Origin of the sequence: Photobacterium sp. S4TG1 (assembly GCF_036040035.1) — a bacterium.
Classification (GTDB): domain Bacteria; phylum Pseudomonadota; class Gammaproteobacteria; order Enterobacterales; family Vibrionaceae; genus Photobacterium.
The window spans coordinates 25,248-47,060 of record NZ_JAYXUH010000004.1; the positions used below are offsets into that span (position 1 = coordinate 25,248).

Annotated in this window: 27 protein-coding genes; 9 read left to right on the plus strand and 18 right to left on the minus strand. The window is 34.8% G+C overall.

Features of this window, described 5'->3' with window-relative positions; genetic code table 11:
* Positions 1–222 precede the first annotated feature (222 nt).
* Entirely contained in the window at positions 223–810 is a 588-nt protein-coding gene (locus VXS03_RS07030) for a TetR/AcrR family transcriptional regulator (RefSeq protein ID WP_327762845.1), read from the plus strand.
* Between the two features lie 481 nt (positions 811–1,291).
* Here VXS03_RS07030 and VXS03_RS07035 read toward each other — a convergent pair whose 3' ends face one another.
* The 15 genes from VXS03_RS07035 to VXS03_RS07100 form a co-directional block, all read right to left on the minus strand.
* The gene (locus VXS03_RS07035) at positions 1,292–3,079 is read right to left on the minus strand and encodes an NACHT domain-containing protein (protein WP_327762846.1); all 1,788 of its coding nucleotides are present in this window, start codon (positions 3,077–3,079) and stop codon (positions 1,292–1,294) included.
* Positions 3,080–3,585: 506 nt separating this feature from the next.
* Complete coding sequence (locus tag VXS03_RS07040; RefSeq protein ID WP_327762847.1) at positions 3,586–4,014, minus strand: hypothetical protein; 429 nt, start codon at positions 4,012–4,014, stop codon at positions 3,586–3,588.
* A gap of 134 nt (positions 4,015–4,148) precedes the next feature.
* Positions 4,149–4,586, minus strand: coding sequence for a hypothetical protein (locus tag VXS03_RS07045; protein WP_327762849.1), 438 nt, complete (start codon positions 4,584–4,586; stop codon positions 4,149–4,151).
* 37 nt (positions 4,587–4,623) lie between these two features.
* Positions 4,624–5,502 carry a hypothetical protein gene (locus VXS03_RS07050; RefSeq protein ID WP_327762851.1) on the minus strand — a complete coding sequence of 293 codons (879 nt, stop codon included), beginning with the start codon at positions 5,500–5,502 and terminating at the stop codon, positions 4,624–4,626.
* Positions 5,503–5,723: 221 nt separating this feature from the next.
* A complete protein-coding gene (locus VXS03_RS20275) occupies positions 5,724–5,930 on the minus strand; it encodes a DUF1367 family protein (protein WP_442957430.1) in 207 nt (68 codons plus the stop codon).
* A gap of 191 nt (positions 5,931–6,121) precedes the next feature.
* Positions 6,122–6,745 carry a YagU family protein gene (locus VXS03_RS07055; RefSeq protein ID WP_327762853.1) on the minus strand — a complete coding sequence of 208 codons (624 nt, stop codon included), beginning with the start codon at positions 6,743–6,745 and terminating at the stop codon, positions 6,122–6,124.
* 632 nt (positions 6,746–7,377) lie between these two features.
* Positions 7,378–7,965 (minus strand): DUF1367 family protein, encoded by a 588-nt coding sequence (locus tag VXS03_RS07060; protein WP_327762854.1) that lies wholly within the window; start codon positions 7,963–7,965, stop codon positions 7,378–7,380.
* Between the two features lie 5 nt (positions 7,966–7,970).
* The gene (locus tag VXS03_RS07065; RefSeq protein ID WP_087853011.1) at positions 7,971–8,207 is read right to left on the minus strand and encodes a hypothetical protein; all 237 of its coding nucleotides are present in this window, start codon (positions 8,205–8,207) and stop codon (positions 7,971–7,973) included.
* Complete coding sequence (locus VXS03_RS07070; RefSeq protein ID WP_327762857.1) at positions 8,204–8,893, minus strand: phage antirepressor KilAC domain-containing protein; 690 nt, start codon at positions 8,891–8,893, stop codon at positions 8,204–8,206. Before VXS03_RS07070 ends, VXS03_RS07065 begins: the two co-directional genes overlap by 4 nt.
* 2 nt (positions 8,894–8,895) lie before the next feature.
* A complete protein-coding gene (locus VXS03_RS07075) occupies positions 8,896–9,336 on the minus strand; it encodes a hypothetical protein (protein WP_327762858.1) in 441 nt (146 codons plus the stop codon).
* Complete coding sequence (locus VXS03_RS07080; protein ID WP_327762859.1) at positions 9,329–9,967, minus strand: replication protein P; 639 nt, start codon at positions 9,965–9,967, stop codon at positions 9,329–9,331. Before VXS03_RS07080 ends, VXS03_RS07075 begins: the two co-directional genes overlap by 8 nt.
* A gap of 19 nt (positions 9,968–9,986) precedes the next feature.
* Positions 9,987–10,841: a conserved phage C-terminal domain-containing protein gene (locus VXS03_RS07085; RefSeq protein WP_327762861.1), complete on the minus strand. Its 855-nt coding sequence runs from the start codon at positions 10,839–10,841 to the stop codon at positions 9,987–9,989.
* Complete coding sequence (locus VXS03_RS07090; RefSeq protein ID WP_327762863.1) at positions 10,841–11,020, minus strand: hypothetical protein; 180 nt, start codon at positions 11,018–11,020, stop codon at positions 10,841–10,843. The genes VXS03_RS07085 and VXS03_RS07090 overlap by 1 nt, the downstream gene beginning before the upstream one ends.
* Positions 11,017–11,328: a hypothetical protein gene (locus tag VXS03_RS07095; RefSeq protein WP_327762865.1), complete on the minus strand. Its 312-nt coding sequence runs from the start codon at positions 11,326–11,328 to the stop codon at positions 11,017–11,019. Before VXS03_RS07095 ends, VXS03_RS07090 begins: the two co-directional genes overlap by 4 nt.
* Entirely contained in the window at positions 11,270–11,566 is a 297-nt protein-coding gene (locus VXS03_RS07100) for a hypothetical protein (RefSeq protein ID WP_327762867.1), read from the minus strand. The genes VXS03_RS07095 and VXS03_RS07100 overlap by 59 nt, the downstream gene beginning before the upstream one ends.
* A 140-nt stretch (positions 11,567–11,706) precedes the next feature.
* Here VXS03_RS07100 and VXS03_RS07105 point away from each other — a divergent pair, with 140 nt between their 5' ends.
* From VXS03_RS07105 to VXS03_RS07140, 8 genes are all read left to right on the plus strand, one after another.
* Positions 11,707–12,360 carry a helix-turn-helix domain-containing protein gene (locus VXS03_RS07105; RefSeq protein ID WP_327762869.1) on the plus strand — a complete coding sequence of 218 codons (654 nt, stop codon included), beginning with the start codon at positions 11,707–11,709 and terminating at the stop codon, positions 12,358–12,360.
* Between the two features lie 511 nt (positions 12,361–12,871).
* The gene (locus VXS03_RS07110; RefSeq protein WP_087853002.1) at positions 12,872–14,221 is read left to right on the plus strand and encodes an ATP-binding protein; all 1,350 of its coding nucleotides are present in this window, start codon (positions 12,872–12,874) and stop codon (positions 14,219–14,221) included.
* A 116-nt stretch (positions 14,222–14,337) separates the two neighbouring features.
* Positions 14,338–14,850 (plus strand): hypothetical protein, encoded by a 513-nt coding sequence (locus VXS03_RS07115; protein ID WP_327762870.1) that lies wholly within the window; start codon positions 14,338–14,340, stop codon positions 14,848–14,850.
* A gap of 577 nt (positions 14,851–15,427) precedes the next feature.
* Positions 15,428–15,787 (plus strand): hypothetical protein, encoded by a 360-nt coding sequence (locus tag VXS03_RS07120; RefSeq protein ID WP_327762871.1) that lies wholly within the window; start codon positions 15,428–15,430, stop codon positions 15,785–15,787.
* Between the two features lie 66 nt (positions 15,788–15,853).
* Complete coding sequence (gene bet, locus VXS03_RS07125; RefSeq protein ID WP_327762872.1) at positions 15,854–16,672, plus strand: phage recombination protein Bet; 819 nt, start codon at positions 15,854–15,856, stop codon at positions 16,670–16,672.
* The gene (locus VXS03_RS07130) at positions 16,672–18,303 is read left to right on the plus strand and encodes a lambda-exonuclease family protein (RefSeq protein ID WP_327762873.1); all 1,632 of its coding nucleotides are present in this window, start codon (positions 16,672–16,674) and stop codon (positions 18,301–18,303) included. Before bet ends, VXS03_RS07130 begins: the two co-directional genes overlap by 1 nt.
* A 371-nt stretch (positions 18,304–18,674) precedes the next feature.
* The gene (locus VXS03_RS07135; protein WP_327762874.1) at positions 18,675–19,016 is read left to right on the plus strand and encodes a helix-turn-helix transcriptional regulator; all 342 of its coding nucleotides are present in this window, start codon (positions 18,675–18,677) and stop codon (positions 19,014–19,016) included.
* A 64-nt stretch (positions 19,017–19,080) separates the two neighbouring features.
* Entirely contained in the window at positions 19,081–19,371 is a 291-nt protein-coding gene (locus VXS03_RS07140; RefSeq protein ID WP_327762875.1) for a hypothetical protein, read from the plus strand.
* A gap of 59 nt (positions 19,372–19,430) precedes the next feature.
* On the opposite strand, the gene VXS03_RS07145 is transcribed toward VXS03_RS07140, so the two are convergent.
* Genes VXS03_RS07145 through VXS03_RS07155 form a run of 3 tightly spaced genes read right to left on the minus strand, consistent with a single transcriptional unit; the run spans position 19,431 to position 21,767 of the window.
* Positions 19,431–19,760, minus strand: coding sequence for a hypothetical protein (locus VXS03_RS07145; protein WP_327762876.1), 330 nt, complete (start codon positions 19,758–19,760; stop codon positions 19,431–19,433).
* A 37-nt stretch (positions 19,761–19,797) separates the two neighbouring features.
* Positions 19,798–20,838, minus strand: a complete 1,041-nt coding sequence (locus VXS03_RS07150) for a hypothetical protein (protein ID WP_327762877.1) — start codon at positions 20,836–20,838, stop codon at positions 19,798–19,800.
* A gap of 11 nt (positions 20,839–20,849) precedes the next feature.
* A complete protein-coding gene (locus tag VXS03_RS07155; RefSeq protein ID WP_327762879.1) occupies positions 20,850–21,767 on the minus strand; it encodes an MvdC/MvdD family ATP grasp protein in 918 nt (305 codons plus the stop codon).
* Positions 21,768–21,813: the final 46 nt, after the last annotated feature.

The following is a 21,813-nucleotide window of genomic DNA, read 5'->3' on the forward strand; positions in this document are numbered from 1 at the left end:
GCCGTATTCCCTGTCTACAAATTGAACTATATCGAAACATGAACGATCGTTATAGATTCTAATGATTTTGTTTTATCATATTGATTTTAAGGTGTTTATTTTAAAAAATTTCTATTTTACTGTAATGTACAGTTATTGATATTAGCGAATTTCTCTTTACCTTATCACTTACACTTACTATAATTGAACGAGTGTTCATTTTTGAAATTATAAAATCGTATTATGGCAAAGACAGCAAAATTTGACCGCCAAGAGGTAATAAATAAAGCCACAAATTTGTATTGGAAAAAAGGCTTTCACGCGACATCAATGCGTAATCTGCAAGACGAAATTGATATGCGACCGGGAAGTATTTATTCAACTTTTGGTAGTAAAGAAGGATTATTCAAGGAAGTACTGCGCAACTATACCGATATGGGGCTTGCGAAAATTGAAACGTTAAGAAATGTGAGCGACACACCTATTGAGGTATTAAAGGCATTTGTTAAAGCACAAGTTATCGACACTCAAACTAATGCGCCAAACGGTGTCTGCATGCTTGCCAAAACCATAGGGGAATTAACGTCGGAAAATCAGGAGTTGATCAATGTAACTAAGGATTGCCTAAACGAGATATTTCTTGAGTTTGCTGCGTTAATTAAAGAAGCTCAAACACAAGGAATTATTGATGCAAGTAAAGATAGTGAAGAATTAGCAAGTCATGTGCAAATTCAAATAACAGGTTTGCGTACCTTTGCTAAATTAAACAGTAATGAAGCAATACTTCACAGAAAAATAGAAGATATCTTTAACCACTACCCGTTTACTTAAATGTTTCGATACCATTAATGAATCAGTGACGAGTTCATTAGCATCAGAAATGAAAATAAGACCTGAGGGACTGAGTTGCGCGATAGGCAAAGCAGGTTGGATAGGCATGATAACCTCCTTGGAATGATTCCTAATCACCACACAGAGGTACTAATCGCTGGGTGGTAAGCTGAGCAAGGTTAGTACTACCGCTTCCAAGGATACGGCCCGAACGAATCGGCCTCACTCAGCCCACCATAATTCAGATGTGCGAGTTCGTCGCAATAAAAAACCAGCATTAGCTGGCGTTATTACTACGCCTTGGAAGTATTTCGGGGTACTAATCCCGGTACCAGATTTTGCTGGTATTTTTTAAAGATAATATACAGGTGCTAACTAAGTCAACGGATAATAATGAATATTATCCGTCGGGAGTTGTCTTGCTCGGTATTTAGGATAGTGTTGGCTGCGCAACACATATCCTTATCTGTTAGGCGATATTTTAAAATGGTAATATTTCATCCGTATAAATATCTACAAGCTTCAACTCATTCTCAAGACTAATTACTTCATTTTTGAAATGACTTTTTTCAAACGCTTTTGATACATAACTTGAAATGCCCCTCTGACAATTAGTACTTTTTATTACATATTCTAATGGTAATAAAAAGTTTCCATCATTTGTTCGAAAATCATCATAGTCATTTGTATCAGAGTATGAAATTACATCGCAAATATCACTTCTCATATTTTTGAGATAACTCTTTATTTCCAATTTAGCATAATTTGAATAATCACAATATAATATAGATGAAATGCTATCCCCCCAATATACCTTTTTTATTTCTCCATTTTCGGTTACCAATACTCGGCTATCTTCACCAATTAATTGCATAAGTTGTAAATATGTAATATTTACTTTCCCTTGATCATTTAATCTTAACAATTGTTTTTTAAATGGAATAAGAAAGTATTTTAAATAGTTCCTTGGGTCAAGAGTTTCTAAAAATGACAATGAGTTTTGCCACTTTCTGAACTCAGATTGGTTACTAATAATCATTTTATAAAATGATGCTTTTCGCTCTTCTGGTAATCTATCTATAAAAATAGCAGCAAAATACTCTTGAATACTTTTATGAGTGTAAGAATAATCATCATACCCATCCCTTACAATTAATGCTGTTATTTCAGATATATCATCAATCAGTACGTCTTCAAGATTTTGCTCTAAGCGACATAGTTTTGTCGCATTTTCCAAATAATACCTAAATAAATTTGAATTAAAACGAGTGTTATTGTCTTGTAAAGAAAGAAAACTAAGTGATTCAAATATCTTTTGCATCTGAAAATCTGTTAATTTTGATTTTCTTAATCTTTCAAAACCCACTTTCATTCGATCATGTCGATATAACATCGTTGGAAATATTAGGCTATAAAACTCGGACAAGCTATCTGGCTTAAATTGCCTTGCATTATATGTAATTGAGAACAAAGTAAGTAATAAAGGAGAAATAGTTACTTCTGATAAAAATTCACTGTTATCCAATATATCATTAATACTTTTACACTGATGAGGGCATTTATATATATAATTAATAAATTCTTTTTGAATTTGAATAGGCATAGGCTCAATTTTTATTTTTGTAAAAAAATATGAGCCACTTATTCCAGCATCCGGTCTTGATGAAATTAAAATTTTTAGTTCAGGATAAGCTCTACCAATATTCTCTAATTCTCGAGCCATTTTTTGACGAACGTGATTAGGAATTTCATCAAACCCATCAAGAAAAAGAGTTATCTTTTTCGATTTGGCAATAAAATCAAACATACTTGTATCAATAAATACACCCAATTCATTAATTGCATCTATAATTTCTACGCGTAAGCTTTTTTCATATTTAAGGTTACGAAATTCAATAAAAATAGGAATTGAACTGCTTCCTTTTGATTCATTAATGCATAGCCTTCTTAAAAATAAGGATTTACCTTGACCTGGGCCACCTTCAATTAATACGTGATTTTTGCCGAATTGAGAAAAACTTTCAAAATGACAACTGTCATAAGAAACTGTTTTATCGAAATAAATATCATCAAGTTTCATTATAGTATCAGGATTTAAAATTGTTTTTACAAAACCGATCCTTTCAATATTTTCTCTAAATAATTTCAATCTTTCAATCGCAAAAGCTTCGGAAAGTTTTTCTTTAAACTTACCTGATGCAGCATTAATTATATCAGCAGCAACACCATCCAAACCACCTGTTGCTTTTTTTAGCAAATCATCCATCATACCTAATATCTCTTGTTATATTGCATAGTTACCTCTCGCCTAACAACTTGCCCGTATTTGTTCTTTGAGCATGCCCCCGCATTTATCTCGCAATAATATAAAAAACATTATAAATCAGATTTTTTTACTTAAAGATCCCGATAGAGAATATAGGACAACCATATCTTTACTTTAAAAATTCAACGCACTGTGAGTAGATTCCCTATCACCCTCGCGGGCATTCACTGTAGAGAATGACAATAATTAGCGTATCCTGCAATTAGCGGGGATTTTTCGACCTAGATAAAACGTAAAATAATAAGGATTATGGCATTAACGCGTAATATTTAAAAAGGATATAATTATAAATCAATGAATTAAATTGATTAGTTCACGCCAAGGATAACGCTCAACTTCTTTTCATTACCACCCTTTATGATATTTTCAGTATTTACTTATATAAGGTGGCTTAAGCTTGCCCAACACTTAAGGTAGATATTGGCTGCATGATACATATCCTTATTTTGTTATATTTTATCCCATAGATTGAACAACGTAGCCATTAAAAAGAGATAAGCGGCATAATAATAAGGACTACTCTTGATATCATAGAAGATACTGTACTTAAGAAAGACAACATGGAAAATTGTTTTTCGCCAAAAAACACGATCTTTCTTAGACAGAACATCCGTTCGATATAACCTCCATAACCTATATAATTCCACACTGATCAGAAATACTTTCCCATCCACTCTTGGCAGAGCTTTACTTGTGAAGATATAAAAAGTAATAATAATCGCTACAAATTGATAACCAATACCAGAAACGCTCCAGCAGCCCAACGTTGCTAAAAATAACCAAATCCCCTGTTCATTAAGATTAGGCTTTGAGTGACAATAGATCTCTTCTAATTCACTTAAACGAGTAGATATTTTTTGATTTATTTGAGTGTTCATTTATCGTCCATTAAATATAACGCCTGTATAACATATTTGCTACTATGCAATTATACTTAAGATTGACGCCTTAAAAAAAAACCGACAACCGAAGATGCCGAGTTAAAGTATAGTAAATCGTGTTGATATATTTATTAGGTTCGCTCTGCTGTTTTATTAATTTTATTTATTATTTCTTCAATTTCATCCTTAAATTTATGATCAATACTGAGGTTATATTGACTACTTTTCAAAATAGCAGTTATTTCAACTTGTTTTGATTTAATTAAAGCTTCAGCTTGAAGACGCTGAATCTCTAACATTTTAAATTGATTTTCCATTGTTTTACTTTGGACTAATTCCGCTTCTGCTAAACCTTTTCGGGAATCTCTCAGTTGTATTGACTGAAAATACACTGCGATACCTGCTGCACTAAAAGCAAGTCCTGTAAATAATACATTCACGATACTTAGTACTTGTAGGATTTTACTCAAACTTTCAACTTCTGCAAAAAACTCATAGCTTAAGTACATACTTCCAGGTACTAAAAATACAGCTATTACACAAGTTACCATCAATCTTAATGAACTCACGTTAATCCTTTCTAAACATCAAAATACGAAACCCTACTTAATTAATACTTTGGAGTGTTTTCAATGACTTTTGATTATCTTTCGGTAAAAACAAGTTATCTATGTTGTTCCATGGCTTAAAGAATACGAACTTTTCATTTAAATCATAAAGCAATAAGCCAAAACTAGAACTTGTGATTACTGCTACATTGCTTGACATGCCATCCAACGAAGCTTGCATTTCATCTTCAATATAATTTGCACGTCCAATACCAATAGATAAAGCTAAGTACAGCAATATCACTCCAACTTTAGCTAATAAGTAATTTCCGGTTTCCTTTTTAAGCTCCTCCGTAATACTTATTGAAAGGACTTCCATCCGAATGTAACCACCGAACAATAAAACTGTTTTAGTATCTTCTACATCTTCTAGCTCTCCCCAAAAACGTAGATATAAGAAGCTGATGAAAACAATTAGAATAGTTGTAACAATGATTAGTATTATAGCGTTGATTGAGCCAATATAAACCATACTAAAAAGAACAACGGTCAACACGGTTCGAAGTATGCGTCTATCTAAAATACTCCATAAAGAAAATCTTACGGTTCGCGGAAATAATGAACCAAGATCAATACCTATAGGACCAACCCTACCCATTGAATTTAAAAATTCACGTGAAGTTATAAGATTCTGAGCTATAACAAGAGTTATAGATATAACAGCTAACGCACCAGCATAATGTAATGAGATAACAAGAACATGCTTGGTAATAGTACTAGCATCAACAAAAACCAATGCATTGATATCAAAATAATAAATATAAGCCAAAAAATTAGCAGATATCGTCGCTAAACCCAAAATAATCAAATCAATTAAACCGTTAGCGCTAAAATACTGATAGAAAGTTTTAGCTCTTTCAATGATGTCTGTATTCAAAATTGTCTCATTAGCTCAGTCTCTTATTAAGATGCCTAACAGTAAATTAAGCTACACTCTCGCTTTTACTCTCAACCAGATACAATATATTGCATATAGAGTAATTAGACTAAAAAATAAGGAAACACAAAAGCAAAAAAACGCATAAACAATGTAAGTAAATGTTTTACCACCATAAAATTAAACAAATTACGCCAAGTTAATTAACACAAAAAGCAATACTATAAATACCTCAACAACCTATTAACAGCCAATTCCACTTCTTGCTCATCGCCAAAGTAACTATTCAAAATGCTATTCCACAACACCCCGAACGATGCCTGATATAACTCGCTAAACTCAACATCATCCATTTTGGCAAAGCGAATACTCTTGGCCTCTCTACGAATAGAACCATTAGGCAATACCACTTGGTCATACCGACCCACTTCAACAATAACTTACGATAAGCTTAAATGGCTTCTTCATATACAGTTTTGCTTGATACTCTAATAAACATTCAAAATAGGCCCTAACATTATACTTATTAGAGCCTTCATTATGTTTTTCAATTCATTGTTTGAATTAAATAAATCTTAATATTAACAGAAACGTTAAAATGTCATCTTTCATAAAGTTCTCATCTATTAACGACTTTACTGGTTAGTGGAACTTCTGGATCGGGTTCATGCGTAATACGATTCCGTAAATCTCTTCGTATTATTTCAATTGACCAAAACCAGACCAAGTGGCCAAATATTTCTGAAACATGTTCATACCAAGGTAAATCAAATATTGATGGTGTTAGGTTTAATAACGGGAAAGAAATGAGATGTACAAAAATTTGAGCTAGCGCTCCAGCGAATAAACCTTGCCATAATTTAACTTTGGGAAATACTTCAGCTACAACACAATATCCCACAGCAAAAACAATAGAAAAGACAATATGAGTCACACCAACAGAGTTAAAAATATGACCAGCAAACGTATATACTGGGCTATTGGGATCAGTAATATGTAAATAATCCCTTAAGAATACATAAGGAGGATTTAGAAAATTTCGAGAGCAATCTATTTGATCTGCGGCCCTGATTAAAGACTCTGGAGAACACATTGCGGTAAATATATCAGTAGGGCTTCTAGGCGGTAAAGGCACTTCTGCCCCCCATTTTACAAAAGCCGATACAATACCTGCAATTAAGCCAATAAAAGCAGCGAGTCCATAACGCCTGCGTGATGGATCTGTTTGTTGCAGAAAGTTCATATTAATATTCCTTAACTATTTGATTATAAAAATTTCATTAGCATAATATTATTCGTCACCTTCATATTCATTTGGAATATAAAGGTCAAAATTATTATTTATATGAGGCTCATTTTGATATTCTGATGTAGATTTGCTTGGTGAAATTTCGTCTCCAAAATCGATATCTTGAGTACAATAAATATAGGTAACAGTTAGTAATACCCACGATATAACTATAAGGATTTCGACTATGATTTCAGTTTTTTTATTCCTTAATCTCATATCTTAATTCCAATTAAACAAATGTTTGAATACATTATTCTTGTTTGTTTGTTTTTTCTACACATACTTCTAATTAAGTTAAATTTATTTTTTATTGTCATGATTAATTATTTTTATTCAAACGAACATATAAATAAGTAAATGATTTTTAAAAAGAATAATATTTATATTAATAATAATTATAACGATTAGTTATATATAACATGGTTATTTAAAACAATTACCCTGTAGTTAAAAATTACTCAAATAAAATAATGCAGAATATTACGTGCAATAAATAACGTGTATTTAAAGTAATTCTATTTATTACACAATAAAACACATAAACGATTGCCTCTATATTCAAGTATTTTAAGAAACTAAAATAATCACAAATACCCTAACAACCTATTAACAGCCAATTCCACTTCTTCCTCACCTTCAAAGTAACTATTCAAAATGCTATTCCATAGCACCTCGAACGATGCCTGATATAACTCGCTAAACTCAACATCATCCATTTTGGCAAACCGAATACTCTTAGCTTCTCTGAGAATAGAACCATTAGGCAACACAACTTGGTCATACCATCCAGCTTCAACAATCACCCATTTCCGATACGCTTCAAACGACTTCTCTGTTTCAAGCTGCGCCCTATGTACTGATAGATGATCTAAATAACCGCTCGCCATCTCTTGCAGTATTCGTTCTTCCCCACCGTATTGCGCTAACATTCGAACAAAGCGCATCAATAGCCCACGTTCTGCTGGTGATACTGTTCCTCCTGTTGGACTCCAGTAATCAAAACCTAAGTTTAATAACGCAAAATATTTACGGTGAAACATTGGATTGCGTAACGTTTTAAAGTCACACTCAAGCACCGTCCCTATACGTTTTTTATCGATGAAATTCTTATCGTCATCGGTAAGCGGGACTAATGCCCCGCCTTGCGTTTTAACTAGCGCTATCTTCGCCATTAACGCTATCCCTTAATGAAACTGCCTGTTTGCGCACCTTGCAGCTTAAACGCACGCTTAGTGACAATTTCAGCAATAACACATTTGAAGACATGCACTTCAATTGAGTACCATATACCGCCAGATTTCACGTTATGGATAACATGGCCAGAACGTTCACCGTGTTTCTCGATAGCAGCAATTGCAGCGACACGTTGATCAAACGTATCAGCGCCAATAATACGAATCTCTCGACTAGTCATATTGCTACCGCCTTAAGTACACCAGCGTTAATAAGTTTCTTGGTAAGCCACAATTCACCTTTACCCGTAATCAATGTGGTATTAGCTATACGGTCATTTTCAGGCCCATAGGTACTTTGGCGCACGACAAAACAGCCATTCTCAATGTATTGCTGCATCGGCAAGTTATAACCTTGGCAGCCACTGATTAATATTTTCATATCACGTAGAACAGCGAATATTTTACGGGGGCCTAAGTTCACAGCCTTAGCGAACTTACCCAATGTCATACCACGATCAACTTTGGCGATACGCTCAGCAAAGTCCACTTTTGGGGCATTCAATATGAGCTGCTTGTTTTGGGTTTCAATTTGTCTCGCTTGGTCAGCAGCAAGTTGTAATGCATCAGCAAATGTTTGAGGAAGCGGTATAGGTTGTGTATTTTCTAGTTCTTGCCATCGGTCAACTAACACAGCCGTAAATTCAGGAGATAACTGAGCAACAACAACATAGCTATCACGCTTATTAACATGATAAGCCTCAATAGTTTGCCCAAGATGGTTAACTTCCTCCATTGGTGTAAGTTGGATTAAACCTTTACCACTTAACCTTTCCATTGACCGTTTTACACTATCGTGACGAGACTGCAGTAACTCCGCTATCTCACGAGATGACATCATCATTAAATTACTAACTGAAATATCCATCGCTACACCTCCCCTACACACGTTAATATCTTAGTATTAGCCTTCTTAACCAGCTCTTTATCTAATATTCCACGAGCCGCAATATCCCATCCATTGAACGTGCTTGCCTTTGCTCGACCAGATTTAACAAGGTTGTAATCGTAATCAAGCCACTGCTCGATAATGGCTTTCGTTGGCTCTAACTGATGAGCTTTAATCGGTAAGTTGTAACACTCAGCAAACTCCAATGCTCGTTCGACATAAACTCCACGTAAGCCATGTTTTGACCATGATTTAATAGCGCTACCACTGGCACAGCAATAAATACCAACTTTGTATTTTGCACTCGTGACATCAGAGATATTTTCATCATGAAGAACAATTAAACGTAGCAATGAATTAAAGCCATTCACTGCAAGTTCTTCTGCCATTGCTGCGCGTTCTGCCTCAGTAAATTTACTCATGATGTACTCCTTTTTGTGCAATACGAGCAAATACTGAATTAGCTTTAAACTGCTCTGGTCGCACTGTTGTCGAATTACGTTGCTTATCAAATTCAGTCATCACGCTATTTGGTGGTAACTGCACAAGTTCAGTTAATAAACCTTGTTCTTCAAGTCCTTGATATTTTTCAAAAGCGAGTTTGAATCGCCTCTCAGCAGCAAGCGCTGGTAACTTGTTTCGAATAGCCCAAGATGTTGCCTGACGTGCTCTTTTTTCAGCCAAACTTTGCACTGGCATACGATTTAACATGCGACGAAAGGCCCCCTGCCACTCAGGTTCCCCTTTGCACCAACTACAAAATTTACCCACGCTTGGAAAGAAATCAGATTCTTGTCGACGAGCTTGTGATAAGCCTCGCAGTACCTGCTCCATGCTAACGATACCGTTTTCCATCATGCCTTTAGCAAAGCTGGCTTTGGCTAAGTTAAACTCATCAGTCTCACGGAAACAGGTTCTCCAATTAGGGTAAATATTGCATAACTCTTTGAATATTTGATTTATGTTTTTCGCTGCAAAATCATTTAAACCTGTTTCTGATTGCGCTTGTTTTAATCGTTGCGCATGCGGAGTTATTTCAGTAATGGTATTCATTGGTCGTTACCTTCATTCCCTATAATCCAAGGTTCTTAGCCCAAGATATGTCATCAAAATCAGCAGATGTGACGGGTCTTCTACCAGGGTTCAGCTCAGTGATCTTGGCTGCCTGTAAATACCCAGAAAACTTACTTGGCTTGAACAGCGTGCTTGGCCGTATGTACTGCGCCATTTTTCCATCACTGCCCCATTCGATTTGTTTTTGAGTGATGACTAGGCACAAATCTTCAACGGTATACCCATCGTGTAAGCGACCGTTGATATGACTGATATTGGATTTGCAGCACTGGAATTTACTTCCTGTGACTGTGTTCAAGTGCTGGATGACTTGCTTTGCAGAATCAGATTTTTTATCGGGTGGATTGGTATCGTCGTGCTTGCTCGACAATAGATCTTTATTATTACTCTTCAGTTCTTGTTTAAGATCAGTCTTTATTAGTATCGGTTCAGACTGATTAGGTTTATCCGCATCAGGGTTTTCCGTATTTGGTTCACACTGTTCTATTTCCGTTAGATCACATTGATACTCACTAAACTCAGCCTTCATATCCTCTTTATTTATAAAGGCTTTCTTACCTACAGGCATGTCATAAACAATATAGTTTGTTTCACCTGTGGAGAGTTTTTCACGAAGAATAAAACCAGTCTCACGAAGCTCTTTTAAAATGGCATAAACACCATCTCTAGCCGTCTTTTTTGCTGTGTTTTTAGTGACTGTAATTAACTGTGTTGGTGACACTCTCCAGTTATCAGGCTTAGATAAAATATAAGTCAACATACCCATCGCCTGAAATGACAATTGGTTATTGGCAAACACACAATTACTAATTGTTGTGAAACGATTACGACGCTCGGATCGAATAATAGACATTACACTTCCTCCAATTTTTGCGGAGTTTGCTGACAATGAAACAAAGTGGCATTAACTCTTGTTGGTTCAGTTCCTAGTAGCAATAAATTTTTAGCGACTGAAATACTCATGCCACGGCGTTTAGCCGCGACACGAGATGCTATTATGATAATTTTATCGAGGTCATTTACGTTCTTCATAATTCACTCATCCATTCAGGAATGGTAATACCAGCCATTGTTAATTCATCTCTTATCTCACGTGCTAAATCTGTATCGTTGATCATCATGTCGCGAACGCTTGAGATGGCTAACGTATATAAAAACTGCGCTTCATTGGTATCAGCTGCTTTAGAAAAAGAATCAATCACTGCTCGGTCAGATTCAGTGAATCGTACTTTTACCTGCTCATCACGAATTAAGGCTTGTGGTAGCCCTACTTTGCCGATCTTACGGCGTGCTGCGATGGTAGTTAGCATCTGTGTCTCGAACTCGTTTAATTGAATCATTGGTCGTTACCTTTTTGGTCGTTTCTAAATTTAACTTCAGCCCCTTGTCATCAACGCCATAGTCACTAGGATTAAAGATATAAGGGATGTCTTCACTTAAATGGCATAACAAAGCAATGTGCAGCGGAGGGCCATTCTTCTTCCACTTCACAACCGCGGTATGGCTGACACTAAAAGCTTTTGCAGTTTTAGTAACATTTCCATATTTAACTATTAAGGTTTGGATCAGGTTATTCATAACACCTCACTTAGACACAAAACTATCAAAAGATACTTTGGTTTCGATAATAGTGTACCGATCTGATTGTTACAAGCAATTGATGTAAAATAGTTACTAAAGGTTCATTTATTTTTTTGTATTTAGTGTTGAGTAAAAATATGACAACATTTGGTAAACGACTTGAAGCTCGAAGGACTGAGCTTGGGATGACACAAGAAAAACTCGCATCTAAATCGGGAGTTACCCGTGTAGGTATAAGTAAAATAGAATTAGATATAACAAAAAACGCCAGAGCTGACACTTTGTTCTCACTATCTAAAGCATTGAAATGTAACCCTAAATGGTTGCTTGATGGAAGTGGTGATAAGTTCAACGAGTCTAAGTATGAATACTCACATGTAACTGCTGGTCCGAAGATACATCAATTTGTACCTCTAATTAATTGGGCTCAAGCTAGCAATTGGATAGAGGTAATTAAGCAATCAGATTCATCTGAACTATATCCATGCCCTGTTAAATGCTCACCAGGTACATTTGCATTAAGAGTTAGAGATAATTCAATGCAACCTCGATTTGAAGAGAATGATCTCATCTTTGTAGACCCAACAAAGATAGACGAGATAAATGGTAAATTTGTGATTGCAATGCTTGATCACTCACACGAACCCACGTTAAAACAAATGGAAATAATTGATAACCAAAGGTTTTTTAAGACATTAAACCCTGAATACCCACCAGAAATGCGTTTTATGAAAATAAATGAAAACTGTCAAATTGTTGGTACAGTTATAAGCCATGTAAAACCTGTTTAAGATCTAAATACTAAAGCTCAGGGATGATTATTAGTGTGAATCCACACTTTTTTACCGAGTGACTAGATTGTCAATATAATCAAATCTATAAACCTTATAAATCAAGTAATTGTAGCGCAGTTTAATCTGCGCTTTTTTACACCCATATTGTGACAATAATTTATTGATGATATTTTTATTTCGAAACGGCATTGACAAAGCTTGTTCCCATAGTTACCTTAAATGCATCGGATAAGTTAAATATGACAATACAACTTATCTCTGCTCTTTAATATTATGACATTTGATATTTAAGTTTCGCGCCTTGTCTTGATGGCGCTGAGCCACTCTCACAAGAGATTTTGAGTGGTAATAATCAAGGCTAGTGCACTAGAAAGGTGGTGTACCAACTGTTTTAACCAATGCTCTTTCGATGATAGTGCGTTGCGTAAAATGCGAGGCAACTAGCTAACTCACACAACAATTTTCTTTAATATACAGGTAACTAAATGCCTAGATAATCGAGAATGATATGACAATCGCACAGCTAGATAATTTTGATTTTTTAGAACGATTACACAACGTTCTTAAGCCAAGTAAGCCCATTGATAGTATTGAGCAATTATGGGGACGGAAAAAACAACTCCAAGAATTAGAAGTCGCATTACATGCTGATGGGCGACATGCTTTTATTCTAGGAGATCGAGGAGTCGGTAAATCTTCATTGGCTCAAACTGCGGCGCATCTTCTTCAATCGTCGGATAACCAACCGATTATTGTTAGTTGTGATTATACATCGACATTAACTGGCATTATTTCTGCCATTTTAAATGAGGCTCTAGCCTCTATTGATATATCAGAGCGTTCACATAAAATTGCCTTTAAACCACCACTACTCTCTTTTGAATTTTCTGAGCAGTTATCAAATAAGCCCTCATTACCAGAAGTGATAGATCCATTAACCGCCACAATGGCTTTGGATAGTTTATCTAAATGGCACTCTGAAAAGACGATTATTGTTATTGATGAGTTTGATCAGATGCCTGATGATCAGCGAAAAGCGTTTGGGGTATTACTAAAACAACTCGGTGATAAAGGGTCGAAAGTTAAATTAATATTTACAGGTATTGGGCAATCATTAGATAGCTTAATGGATGGTCACTTATCCAGCTTTAGGCAACTACACCAAGTAAAACTAGATGTATTACCATGGGATGGTCGATTTAAGATTATTGAAACGGCCTTTAACGAATTCAATATTAAATTACCAGAAGATATTCGTTATAAAATAGCAGGCTTAAGCGATGGCTTTCCTAGTTATGTACACTTGATTTGCGAAAAAATCCTCGTTGCAGCTCATTTTTCTGACGACCCAATAACTGAAATTAACTTCTCTTTATTTTTACAAGCTCTTGATGATGCAATCAATTCTGTCTCTGAAATACTACGAAAAAGTTATGATCAAGCAACAGATGGTAAACCAGAATATATTCATCATATTCTTTGGGCTATGGCGGATTCAGCCGACTTAATTAGAAGCTATGAGCATATAACCTTTTCCTATTCGGATATTGTTAATCAATTAGAATTGGAAGCGTTAGACGAAGATAAATTTAAAAAAGAATTTGCGAAATTAAGAAACAAATCTTACGGATGTATCTTAAAACGAGCATTTGATAATCGCCCCGGCTGGTTTGCTTTCCGCGAAAATGTTATTCGAGGCTTTATTCGAATGTGCGCAGAGAAAAGCAATGTTCAGTTAGATTTTGAACGTTATTTTACTGCCCATACTGCATCAGCAAGAACAGTAGGAACCCAACGTAAATATCAACCACTAACAGAAGTTGAACGCAATGTTGAATATTTAAAGCGTAAAGATTAATAAGACCAAAGGTAACGACCGGAATACACCCTTCGGGGATGTATTTCAAAGGAAATTGAATCAGTTTTCTTTGAAATACTAAATATTAATGGCAAAGCACGCTGAGGATAGTGAGCATGGTAGATAATATAAAAACATGGATGTCAAAAGCACATGAAGACGTCAATAAAATAAAACAATTCTATGATTTTAAAAATCAAACTTGCGGTACAGAATTGTTTAATCAACCACTTGTTGCAAGTGTTTTTATTACAGATGATGGTAGTAGAACTATCGTTATTAAAACCAATGGTGTCATTGAACTCTTTGATAATAAAGGGACTTCACTACCCATACATGATATAACTCGCCCTTTTGTTTCCTTTTTTAACGATGCATGCTCACATATTAATAAGTTATCAATGATGGATCATGAAGAAAGTCAGCAAGAAAAACCAATACTATTATTTTTATCAGAAATCTGCACCTTTACCACTGATGATAATGAACGATGGGCTATTCGTTGTGGTAATGATATTAAAACAAGTAAGAATCGAGGCTTTATACCCTGCTTTTGCTCAATAACAATAAACAGTAACTGTTTATTGGGAATGGTTAGGTTTCACGAAAAGCGATTGGAAATAAGGTGATTTAGCGTCGAGCCCAATAGGACTAATCTGTATACCCATGATCCCTTTCAGCGAATAAAAGTCAGGTTTTGTAGTAAGTCTAGCTCCCAAAAAAAGAGCTATTATTTCTAGCTCTGGTGGGAAAAACACTTGAACTTTAAGGCTATATCTATCCATGACGGCAATAGGACATTTGAAAAAACCACCTAACGGTAAGTGATTAAGGTGATCGACTACAACTGATGATATTTGGATCTCAGTATTTAGAGCCTCACTTGGTGAATCTAGATAATCAATGTTTACAACGCTCCAATTCATACACGCCTCGAATTTACCAAACAACAAGCATACTAAACAACAATACATCAACGAACATTAATGCTTTTTAACTCGCGTTAATGTGAGCCTTGCTGCTTTTTCTCAGATACAAAAAAACCCTGCCATTTCTGACAGGGTTAGTTTGGGCACTAATAACGACCAAGAAATTAGTGCCGTAGTGACAACGACCAAGTATGCCACCAAAGGTAACGACCAATGCTTTGCAGATAACTAAAAAACATAGCAACTAACAAAAAACAAAGGACATGGAGAGTATCTTATGAAAAACATTTTTAATCAAGTCTCACCTCAAGAAGCTGATGCGCTAGAAAAATTCCTAGCCATTGGCAAACATCGAATCCTTCATAACCGTGAGTTTTGCGGCCTATCAGTCTCTGATTTCGTAACCTTTTACTTTGAGGTTCACGATGGAAAATTAGCTAATGCCATGGTTAAGTTTCTTATCACCGCTGACTGTAGCTCAAGCAATACTTTACTTACTTTAATGGGCTTTAAAGAGTTCGCAAAAGATGTGTTTGAAGAATTCTTTAATGAAAATGAAGCCACTATCTTAAATATATTCCGTATTGAATATAAGGAGCAAAAAGAAGAAGTTGAAATTGCGCTGGCAGGTTTATAACTCATTCGTAAAGTGCTCTTACTTAACCAGAGCACTTTGAGAATGTATAACCTAAGGTAATGACCAATGACCACTCAACCAACTATTCCTTTTGAGCAACAATACCCTGCTGTCGCACAACGCGGTATAGATCAATCAACATGGGGAGCCTTACAAAATAGTGTCTTCCCGGGGGCACGCGACGAATCAATATTAATGGCTGTCGATTACTGCTTATCACGCCATTTAGATATTTTACTTAAACCTGTTCACCTCGTACCAATGAGCGTTAAAGATGCATCTTCGGGTAATTCAACATGGCGTGATGTTGTTATGCCTGGTATTGGTTTATATCGTATTCAAGCTGACCGAAGTGGTACTTATGCTGGCGCTGATGAACCAGAGTTTGGTCCTACATTAACAGCCGATTTAGATGGTAACCAATATACATTTCCTGAATGGTGTAAATATACCGTCCATAAACTTATTGGTGATCGAATTGTCGCTTTCAGCGCAAAAGAATATTGGTTAGAAAACTATGCAACCTCTGGACGTAATGCCCAAGCACCAAATGCTATGTGGAAAAAGCGTCCTTATGCACAGTTGGCTAAATGTGCTGAAGCGCAAGCACTACGCAAAGCATGGCCAGATATCGGACAAGCACCGACCGCTGAAGAAATGGAAGGCAAAGAGTTCGTACCATCAGAAAAAGATATCACCCCACAACAACCAGCCATACAACACTATCCTGTCGATCAGTTTGAACTCAATTACACCAAGTGGTCATCCGTCATTCAGTCCGGTAAGAAAACAGCTGAACAGTTGATCGCCATGATTGAAAGTAAAGGTGTGTTAACTGAACCTCAAAAACAAGCACTCATTAATTGTGAAGCGGAGGAAGCCTAATGCGTATAACAAACGTTGTTCAAGGAACTCAACCATGGCACGAATTACGCGCCACTAAATTTACGGCCAGTGAAGCACCAATCATGATGGGCGTATCAAAATACCAAAGCCGTGAAGCCTTACTTAAACAAAAAGCAACGGGTGAACGATTAGATGTGAATAGCTTTCAAGAAAAGATATTTGCTCGTGGCCATGCAGCAGAAGACACTGCTCGTCCACTCGTAGAAAAAATTATTGGTGAAGAGTTGTTTCCTGCAACAGCAATCAGTGATGACTATGATTGGATGCTTGCAAGTTTTGACGGTATCACCCTACTTGAAGACATTGTCTTTGAGCACAAACTCTATAATCAAAACTTGTTTGCTCATGTGCTTGATGGTCATTTAGAACCGCACTATTACTGGCAATTAGAACAACAACTTCTAGTCTCAGGTGCAGAGAAAGCCTTCTTTGTTTGTAGTGACGGGACAGACAAACTCTTTGCTTCTTGTGAATATATTTCATTGCCAGAGCGCCGCGAACAACTCATTGCCGGTTGGCTGCAATTTCAAAAAGATTTAGCCAGTTATAAACAAAAAGAAGAAGTCATTATTCTTGAAGCCGAGCCTATCCGTGACCTACCCGCTTTAACTTACAAAATGGAGGGTTTAACGCTCCACAGTAATTTTGATGTATTCAAACAAGCGACCATGGCACTGATTGAAAAATCAAAACTCCCCATTGAAACCGACCAAGAGTTTGCTGATGCTGAACAGCTCGTCAAAGTATTCAAAGCAGCAGAAGATAAACTTAAGGCAATATCAGAACAAGTACTTGGCGAGGTAGATAGCATTGATACCTTTACTAAAGAATTGAAGTTTGTCAGCGAACAAATTCGCCAAGCGCGATTAGCTGCAGATAAACAAGTGAAGAATCGTAAAGATGAAATCCGCAAAAATATTCTTAACGATGCCAACGCTAAAATTCAGCAGCACCTCAATACGTTATCATTAGACATCAAAGCCCCAATGCCAATATCCACAATATCCGTGCTTAATGCCATGAAAGGGAAAAAGACTGTTCAATCACTGGAAGAAGCGGCAGATACTGCTATCGCACAAGCTCTAGTAGAAGCCGACCTTTTAGCTAATATAGCAAAGGACAACTACACTACTCTTTCAACACATGCTGAATACCAGTTTTTATTTAATGATTGGGCGGCAATCTGCTTTAAAGATAACGATGACTTTAGTGCACTTGTTAAATCACGAATCACTGATCACAAGGCAGCAGAAGATATTCGATTAGAGCAAGAACGCCAGCAAATTCAGATAGAAGCGGAGGCTAAAGCACAAGCAAAGATTGAAGCCCAACAGGAAATAGCACCGGCTAGCGAAGAAAGTAAGCAAAGTGATGTTATTAGCAATGCGGTAGATAAAGGCAGAATGGCACTAGAATCAGCAGTTCTTGCTCAACACATAGAGGCTTCAGAAATCAAAGCAGTACTGATGGTTCAGATGACCGCTAAAGAAGCGAATTATCTTCGAAAACGTGATGCTATTTTGACAGCACTTGAAAATGCAGGTGTTGATAATTGGTCAGGTTATAACGATGCCATCAGTAATATCACTAATACCAATATCCAGCTATAGCCCTTAATTAAGTGGCTTTCCACATCCTTGTAAATCCCTTTAACCGTACTACGAAGGCAAACTTAAACCCACGGTTCGAAAAGCTTATTTTACATTACTTCAAATGAATAATTATTTAATAAACATTTACAATTTATTCTAGATAAAACGTGAAATCCATCACGTTTTATCTTTAATGAAGAGAAATAACTAAACATAATAAACCATCGATATCCAAGAACCAGTACAGTCCCTTCCCACCTTATGTCCATAGCATACATTACTACTAGGCTTTTTTGGGGTAGTTCTATCCATATTCCCACTACTGCATACCACAAATCGGGGTCATCTTTCTATTTTTGTTAGTGCAACATGCTAATAAGGAACTAAACATGTTCGATTACAATACCTACCCTACTGTAAGCGTCTCATATACTACAGAAAACAACTTTAACGTGACACTGTCACACTATAAAAGTAAGCAAGAAAACCAGTTACCTGCTTCACCACCACCTGCAAAAACTTATGCTGAACTTAATGAGCAATCAACACATCTTTTAATTAGTCACGTTGAAGTTTTAGAGATGTTTCAAATCACCAGTCGAGCAACCATTTATAAGTGGCGACAAACACGCAGCTTCCCTGAACCAATTACACTTATGCCCTTACGTTGGTTACGTTCTGCCGTTGAAGAATGGAAATATAATACCAGTCGGTTTGGAAAACGGTTTTAGAAGCAAAGCGATCTTGGTGAGAGATCGCTTTGTTTGTTTTGGTAATAACACTCAGGGATAAATTATGGCAAGTATTAACTATGAACATTCACTAGATGAAAAAATCTTAGTTGTTTATGAACACGATTCCTTCGATGATATTAAAAAATCATTATTAACCTGCTGCCAGCAATATCTAAATTTCACATTCAAAGTTTATTTTAATAACTACAGTCATGAGCTAACCCATCTTGGATTTGTAAAACTCAGTTATAACGACACTGATGCTATATATGTCATTCAGCACTTCACTGTTGATCATGAAGCACTATCAACTCAATGGGATACAGCTTTAGAAACAAAGCGATCTTGGTAAGAGATCGCTTTATAATTATAATTTAAAGAAAGCTTGACTATACATATTTAATTTAAATATTAATAAGATAATAATATCTCATCAGGATCTAAACCTTCGATAGATTCAGTCATCATTGTTGTATCAAAATAAATGGAATCATTATCATTATTTTCAACAACTTTCGTTTGATATGTTGTATCAAGGTATATTTGATCTTGATCAGTAGCTTCTGATGTTTTAGTTATTATTGTACTATCCAAATGCAGAATACTATCATTATCCGTTGATTCAACCGTATTTGTTTGAATAGTCAAATCCATACAAATAGAATCATTATCTTGACTCTCACTAGTAAAAGTAAGAGCTGTCGTATCAATAACAGCAACTGAAGAAAGAGAAATATCCATCTTTTCACTATAATTCATTATATAAGGTTTCATATTATTACTCTATTACGGAAATAATCATTTTATTATCAAATAATCGATCATTTAATTTTATGATCAAGTTATGTTTTGATAAGTTTAATATCTTAATTGTAAAATCAATTGTATCTTTAGCTAATATATTTGATGAAGAATAAATAAAAACAACTTTTTTATCTAGAGATATATTCTTTGATAATTTTAACAATCCTTCTGGAGAAAATTTACCATATTCATCCACTAAAACAATTTCATTATAATTTAAACTATTATTAACGGATGATGTTTTTATCATATATGGTTCTATTGTTATACTGAAAAATAATAATAAGCTAAAAACAATACTTCTTATAAAATATTTTTCAATATTTAACACTAATGATGCGGAAGCATTTTGTTCATCTTTTGAAGTAAGCCAATCAATATAAAAACTTTTTGCTAATGACCTCCAATCAGGAGATTGTTTAAATGATGAAAACTTACTTTTCATGTAAGATTTAACTTGTAAATAACGTCTTAATAAAATTAAAACATTAAGTAGATTAATACCAAATAAAGTAAGTAATATCCATATAAAAAAGACAAATGGTAATGAGGTGACATTAATAGCTATTTTAAATAAATATGTAAAAACACCAATATAAACCAATGATATTGCAATATAATTATTAACCTTATTATTTAGCGTATTAATGCTATTTTGAAGTTCTGCATATTTAAATTTTAAAAACTCTATTCTTAACTGACTATTTAAATTCTCTTTATCATCTTCTAATGATAAAAACTTATCTGTTAAGTCATTTACTTGTTCTTCTTCATAAGGCTTATTTATATCTGAAAGTCTTAACACATGAAAAAACTTTATCCCTTTTTTATACGATAAAAAATATAAATGCTTATCTCCCCAAGGTAATGAAATAAAAGAAAATCTAAAATTTGTCATACTTTTAATTGTATCAAAACTTTCATCACACGATAGATGAAATAAAGGAAGATAGTTTAAAAACTTACAACATATTAAAATCATTTCATCTAAAATAACATTATGTTTTTTTTCCATAGGAAACCTATTTATATAATATCATTAGTCAGGAAATCAATAATCGATTTTGATATGTCTAATCCCATTTCAATTTCTAACCAAGCCCATTGCCCGTTAGCATTCATCTCTAAAAAATACCAAATATTATTTTTTACAATAAAATCAAAACATCCAAAATTCATAGAACAAGACTTCATGAATTTAAAACAACTATTTTTTATTTCCTCTGGAATCAGACAGATCTCATATATAACTTTATTATTAGGCTTTCTCCAATCTACATTATTATCAGAACAAATTTTTACAGGGTAAATATGTTTATCAACAATAGTAACTCTAACTTCATATTCTTTATCAATGTAATCTTGTAAATAAACAGGAGAATATTGGAATTTATCCGTTTTATATGAAGAATCTATTAAATTAGTTTGTACAAATTCTTTTTTTGAATTTTTAGTTATTTCACCGATAGCTAAAGGCTTAATAATTCCTTTAATATTTGTAAAATAGTTCAGTTCGGTTATATTATTTGTAATAGAAAATTCAGGACTAATAAAACCCGCATCAGTAGCAATAGAAGCTTGATATATTTTATTATTAGCTCTACGCATAATTGATGGTTTTGTAAGTACCACTCCTCTAAAACTTTCTACAATCCCTTCGATCATCGAATATGTTTCTTTATGAATATATGAGTGATAATCATCCTCAAAGATTCCATCAAGATTTTCCATTATCGGTTTTCGAAAATATATTGAAAGACAAGTTAATGAATCAATATAGCAATTAGTACTATTTATTTGAAAACCTTTAGACGTAAATGTTACTCGATACTCTGAAAATTGGTCAATATCAAATCTAAAAAAGTCTAATTCACTGTATTTCTTTATAATATAATCACAGGTTTTATCGTAACTACTTGTTATTATTAGTATTTTCTTTCTCACAGCCAAGCCACCATATGTAAAATGCGCAGTGCAATTTGTTGCTATC

What these genes read in the sequence shown, in the direction of transcription:
- VXS03_RS07150 (WP_327762877.1), bottom strand. Translation starts at nt 20,838, where the DNA reads ATGGAAAAAAAACATAATGTTATTTTAGATGAAATGATTTTAATATGT.
- VXS03_RS07060 (WP_327762854.1), bottom strand. Translation starts at nt 7,965, where the DNA reads ATGGCGAAGATAGCGCTAGTTAAAACGCAAGGCGGGGCATTAGTCCCG.
- VXS03_RS07140 (WP_327762875.1), top strand. Translation starts at nt 19,081, where the DNA reads ATGGCAAGTATTAACTATGAACATTCACTAGATGAAAAAATCTTAGTT.
- VXS03_RS07030 (WP_327762845.1), top strand. Translation starts at nt 223, where the DNA reads ATGGCAAAGACAGCAAAATTTGACCGCCAAGAGGTAATAAATAAAGCC.
- VXS03_RS07145 (WP_327762876.1), bottom strand. Translation starts at nt 19,760, where the DNA reads ATGGATATTTCTCTTTCTTCAGTTGCTGTTATTGATACGACAGCTCTT.
- VXS03_RS07080 (WP_327762859.1), bottom strand. Translation starts at nt 9,967, where the DNA reads ATGAATACCATTACTGAAATAACTCCGCATGCGCAACGATTAAAACAA.
- VXS03_RS07095 (WP_327762865.1), bottom strand. Translation starts at nt 11,328, where the DNA reads ATGATTCAATTAAACGAGTTCGAGACACAGATGCTAACTACCATCGCA.
- VXS03_RS07110 (WP_087853002.1), top strand. Translation starts at nt 12,872, where the DNA reads ATGACAATCGCACAGCTAGATAATTTTGATTTTTTAGAACGATTACAC.
- VXS03_RS07130 (WP_327762873.1), top strand. Translation starts at nt 16,672, where the DNA reads ATGCGTATAACAAACGTTGTTCAAGGAACTCAACCATGGCACGAATTA.
- VXS03_RS07075 (WP_327762858.1), bottom strand. Translation starts at nt 9,336, where the DNA reads ATGAGTAAATTTACTGAGGCAGAACGCGCAGCAATGGCAGAAGAACTT.
- VXS03_RS07085 (WP_327762861.1), bottom strand. Translation starts at nt 10,841, where the DNA reads ATGTCTATTATTCGATCCGAGCGTCGTAATCGTTTCACAACAATTAGT.
- VXS03_RS07115 (WP_327762870.1), top strand. Translation starts at nt 14,338, where the DNA reads ATGGTAGATAATATAAAAACATGGATGTCAAAAGCACATGAAGACGTC.
- bet (WP_327762872.1), top strand. Translation starts at nt 15,854, where the DNA reads ATGACCACTCAACCAACTATTCCTTTTGAGCAACAATACCCTGCTGTC.
- VXS03_RS07120 (WP_327762871.1), top strand. Translation starts at nt 15,428, where the DNA reads ATGAAAAACATTTTTAATCAAGTCTCACCTCAAGAAGCTGATGCGCTA.
- VXS03_RS07135 (WP_327762874.1), top strand. Translation starts at nt 18,675, where the DNA reads ATGTTCGATTACAATACCTACCCTACTGTAAGCGTCTCATATACTACA.
- VXS03_RS07065 (WP_087853011.1), bottom strand. Translation starts at nt 8,207, where the DNA reads ATGACTAGTCGAGAGATTCGTATTATTGGCGCTGATACGTTTGATCAA.
- VXS03_RS07100 (WP_327762867.1), bottom strand. Translation starts at nt 11,566, where the DNA reads ATGAATAACCTGATCCAAACCTTAATAGTTAAATATGGAAATGTTACT.
- VXS03_RS07035 (WP_327762846.1), bottom strand. Translation starts at nt 3,079, where the DNA reads ATGATGGATGATTTGCTAAAAAAAGCAACAGGTGGTTTGGATGGTGTT.
- VXS03_RS07070 (WP_327762857.1), bottom strand. Translation starts at nt 8,893, where the DNA reads ATGGATATTTCAGTTAGTAATTTAATGATGATGTCATCTCGTGAGATA.
- VXS03_RS07090 (WP_327762863.1), bottom strand. Translation starts at nt 11,020, where the DNA reads ATGAAGAACGTAAATGACCTCGATAAAATTATCATAATAGCATCTCGT.
- VXS03_RS07040 (WP_327762847.1), bottom strand. Translation starts at nt 4,014, where the DNA reads ATGAACACTCAAATAAATCAAAAAATATCTACTCGTTTAAGTGAATTA.
- VXS03_RS07055 (WP_327762853.1), bottom strand. Translation starts at nt 6,745, where the DNA reads ATGAACTTTCTGCAACAAACAGATCCATCACGCAGGCGTTATGGACTC.
- VXS03_RS07105 (WP_327762869.1), top strand. Translation starts at nt 11,707, where the DNA reads ATGACAACATTTGGTAAACGACTTGAAGCTCGAAGGACTGAGCTTGGG.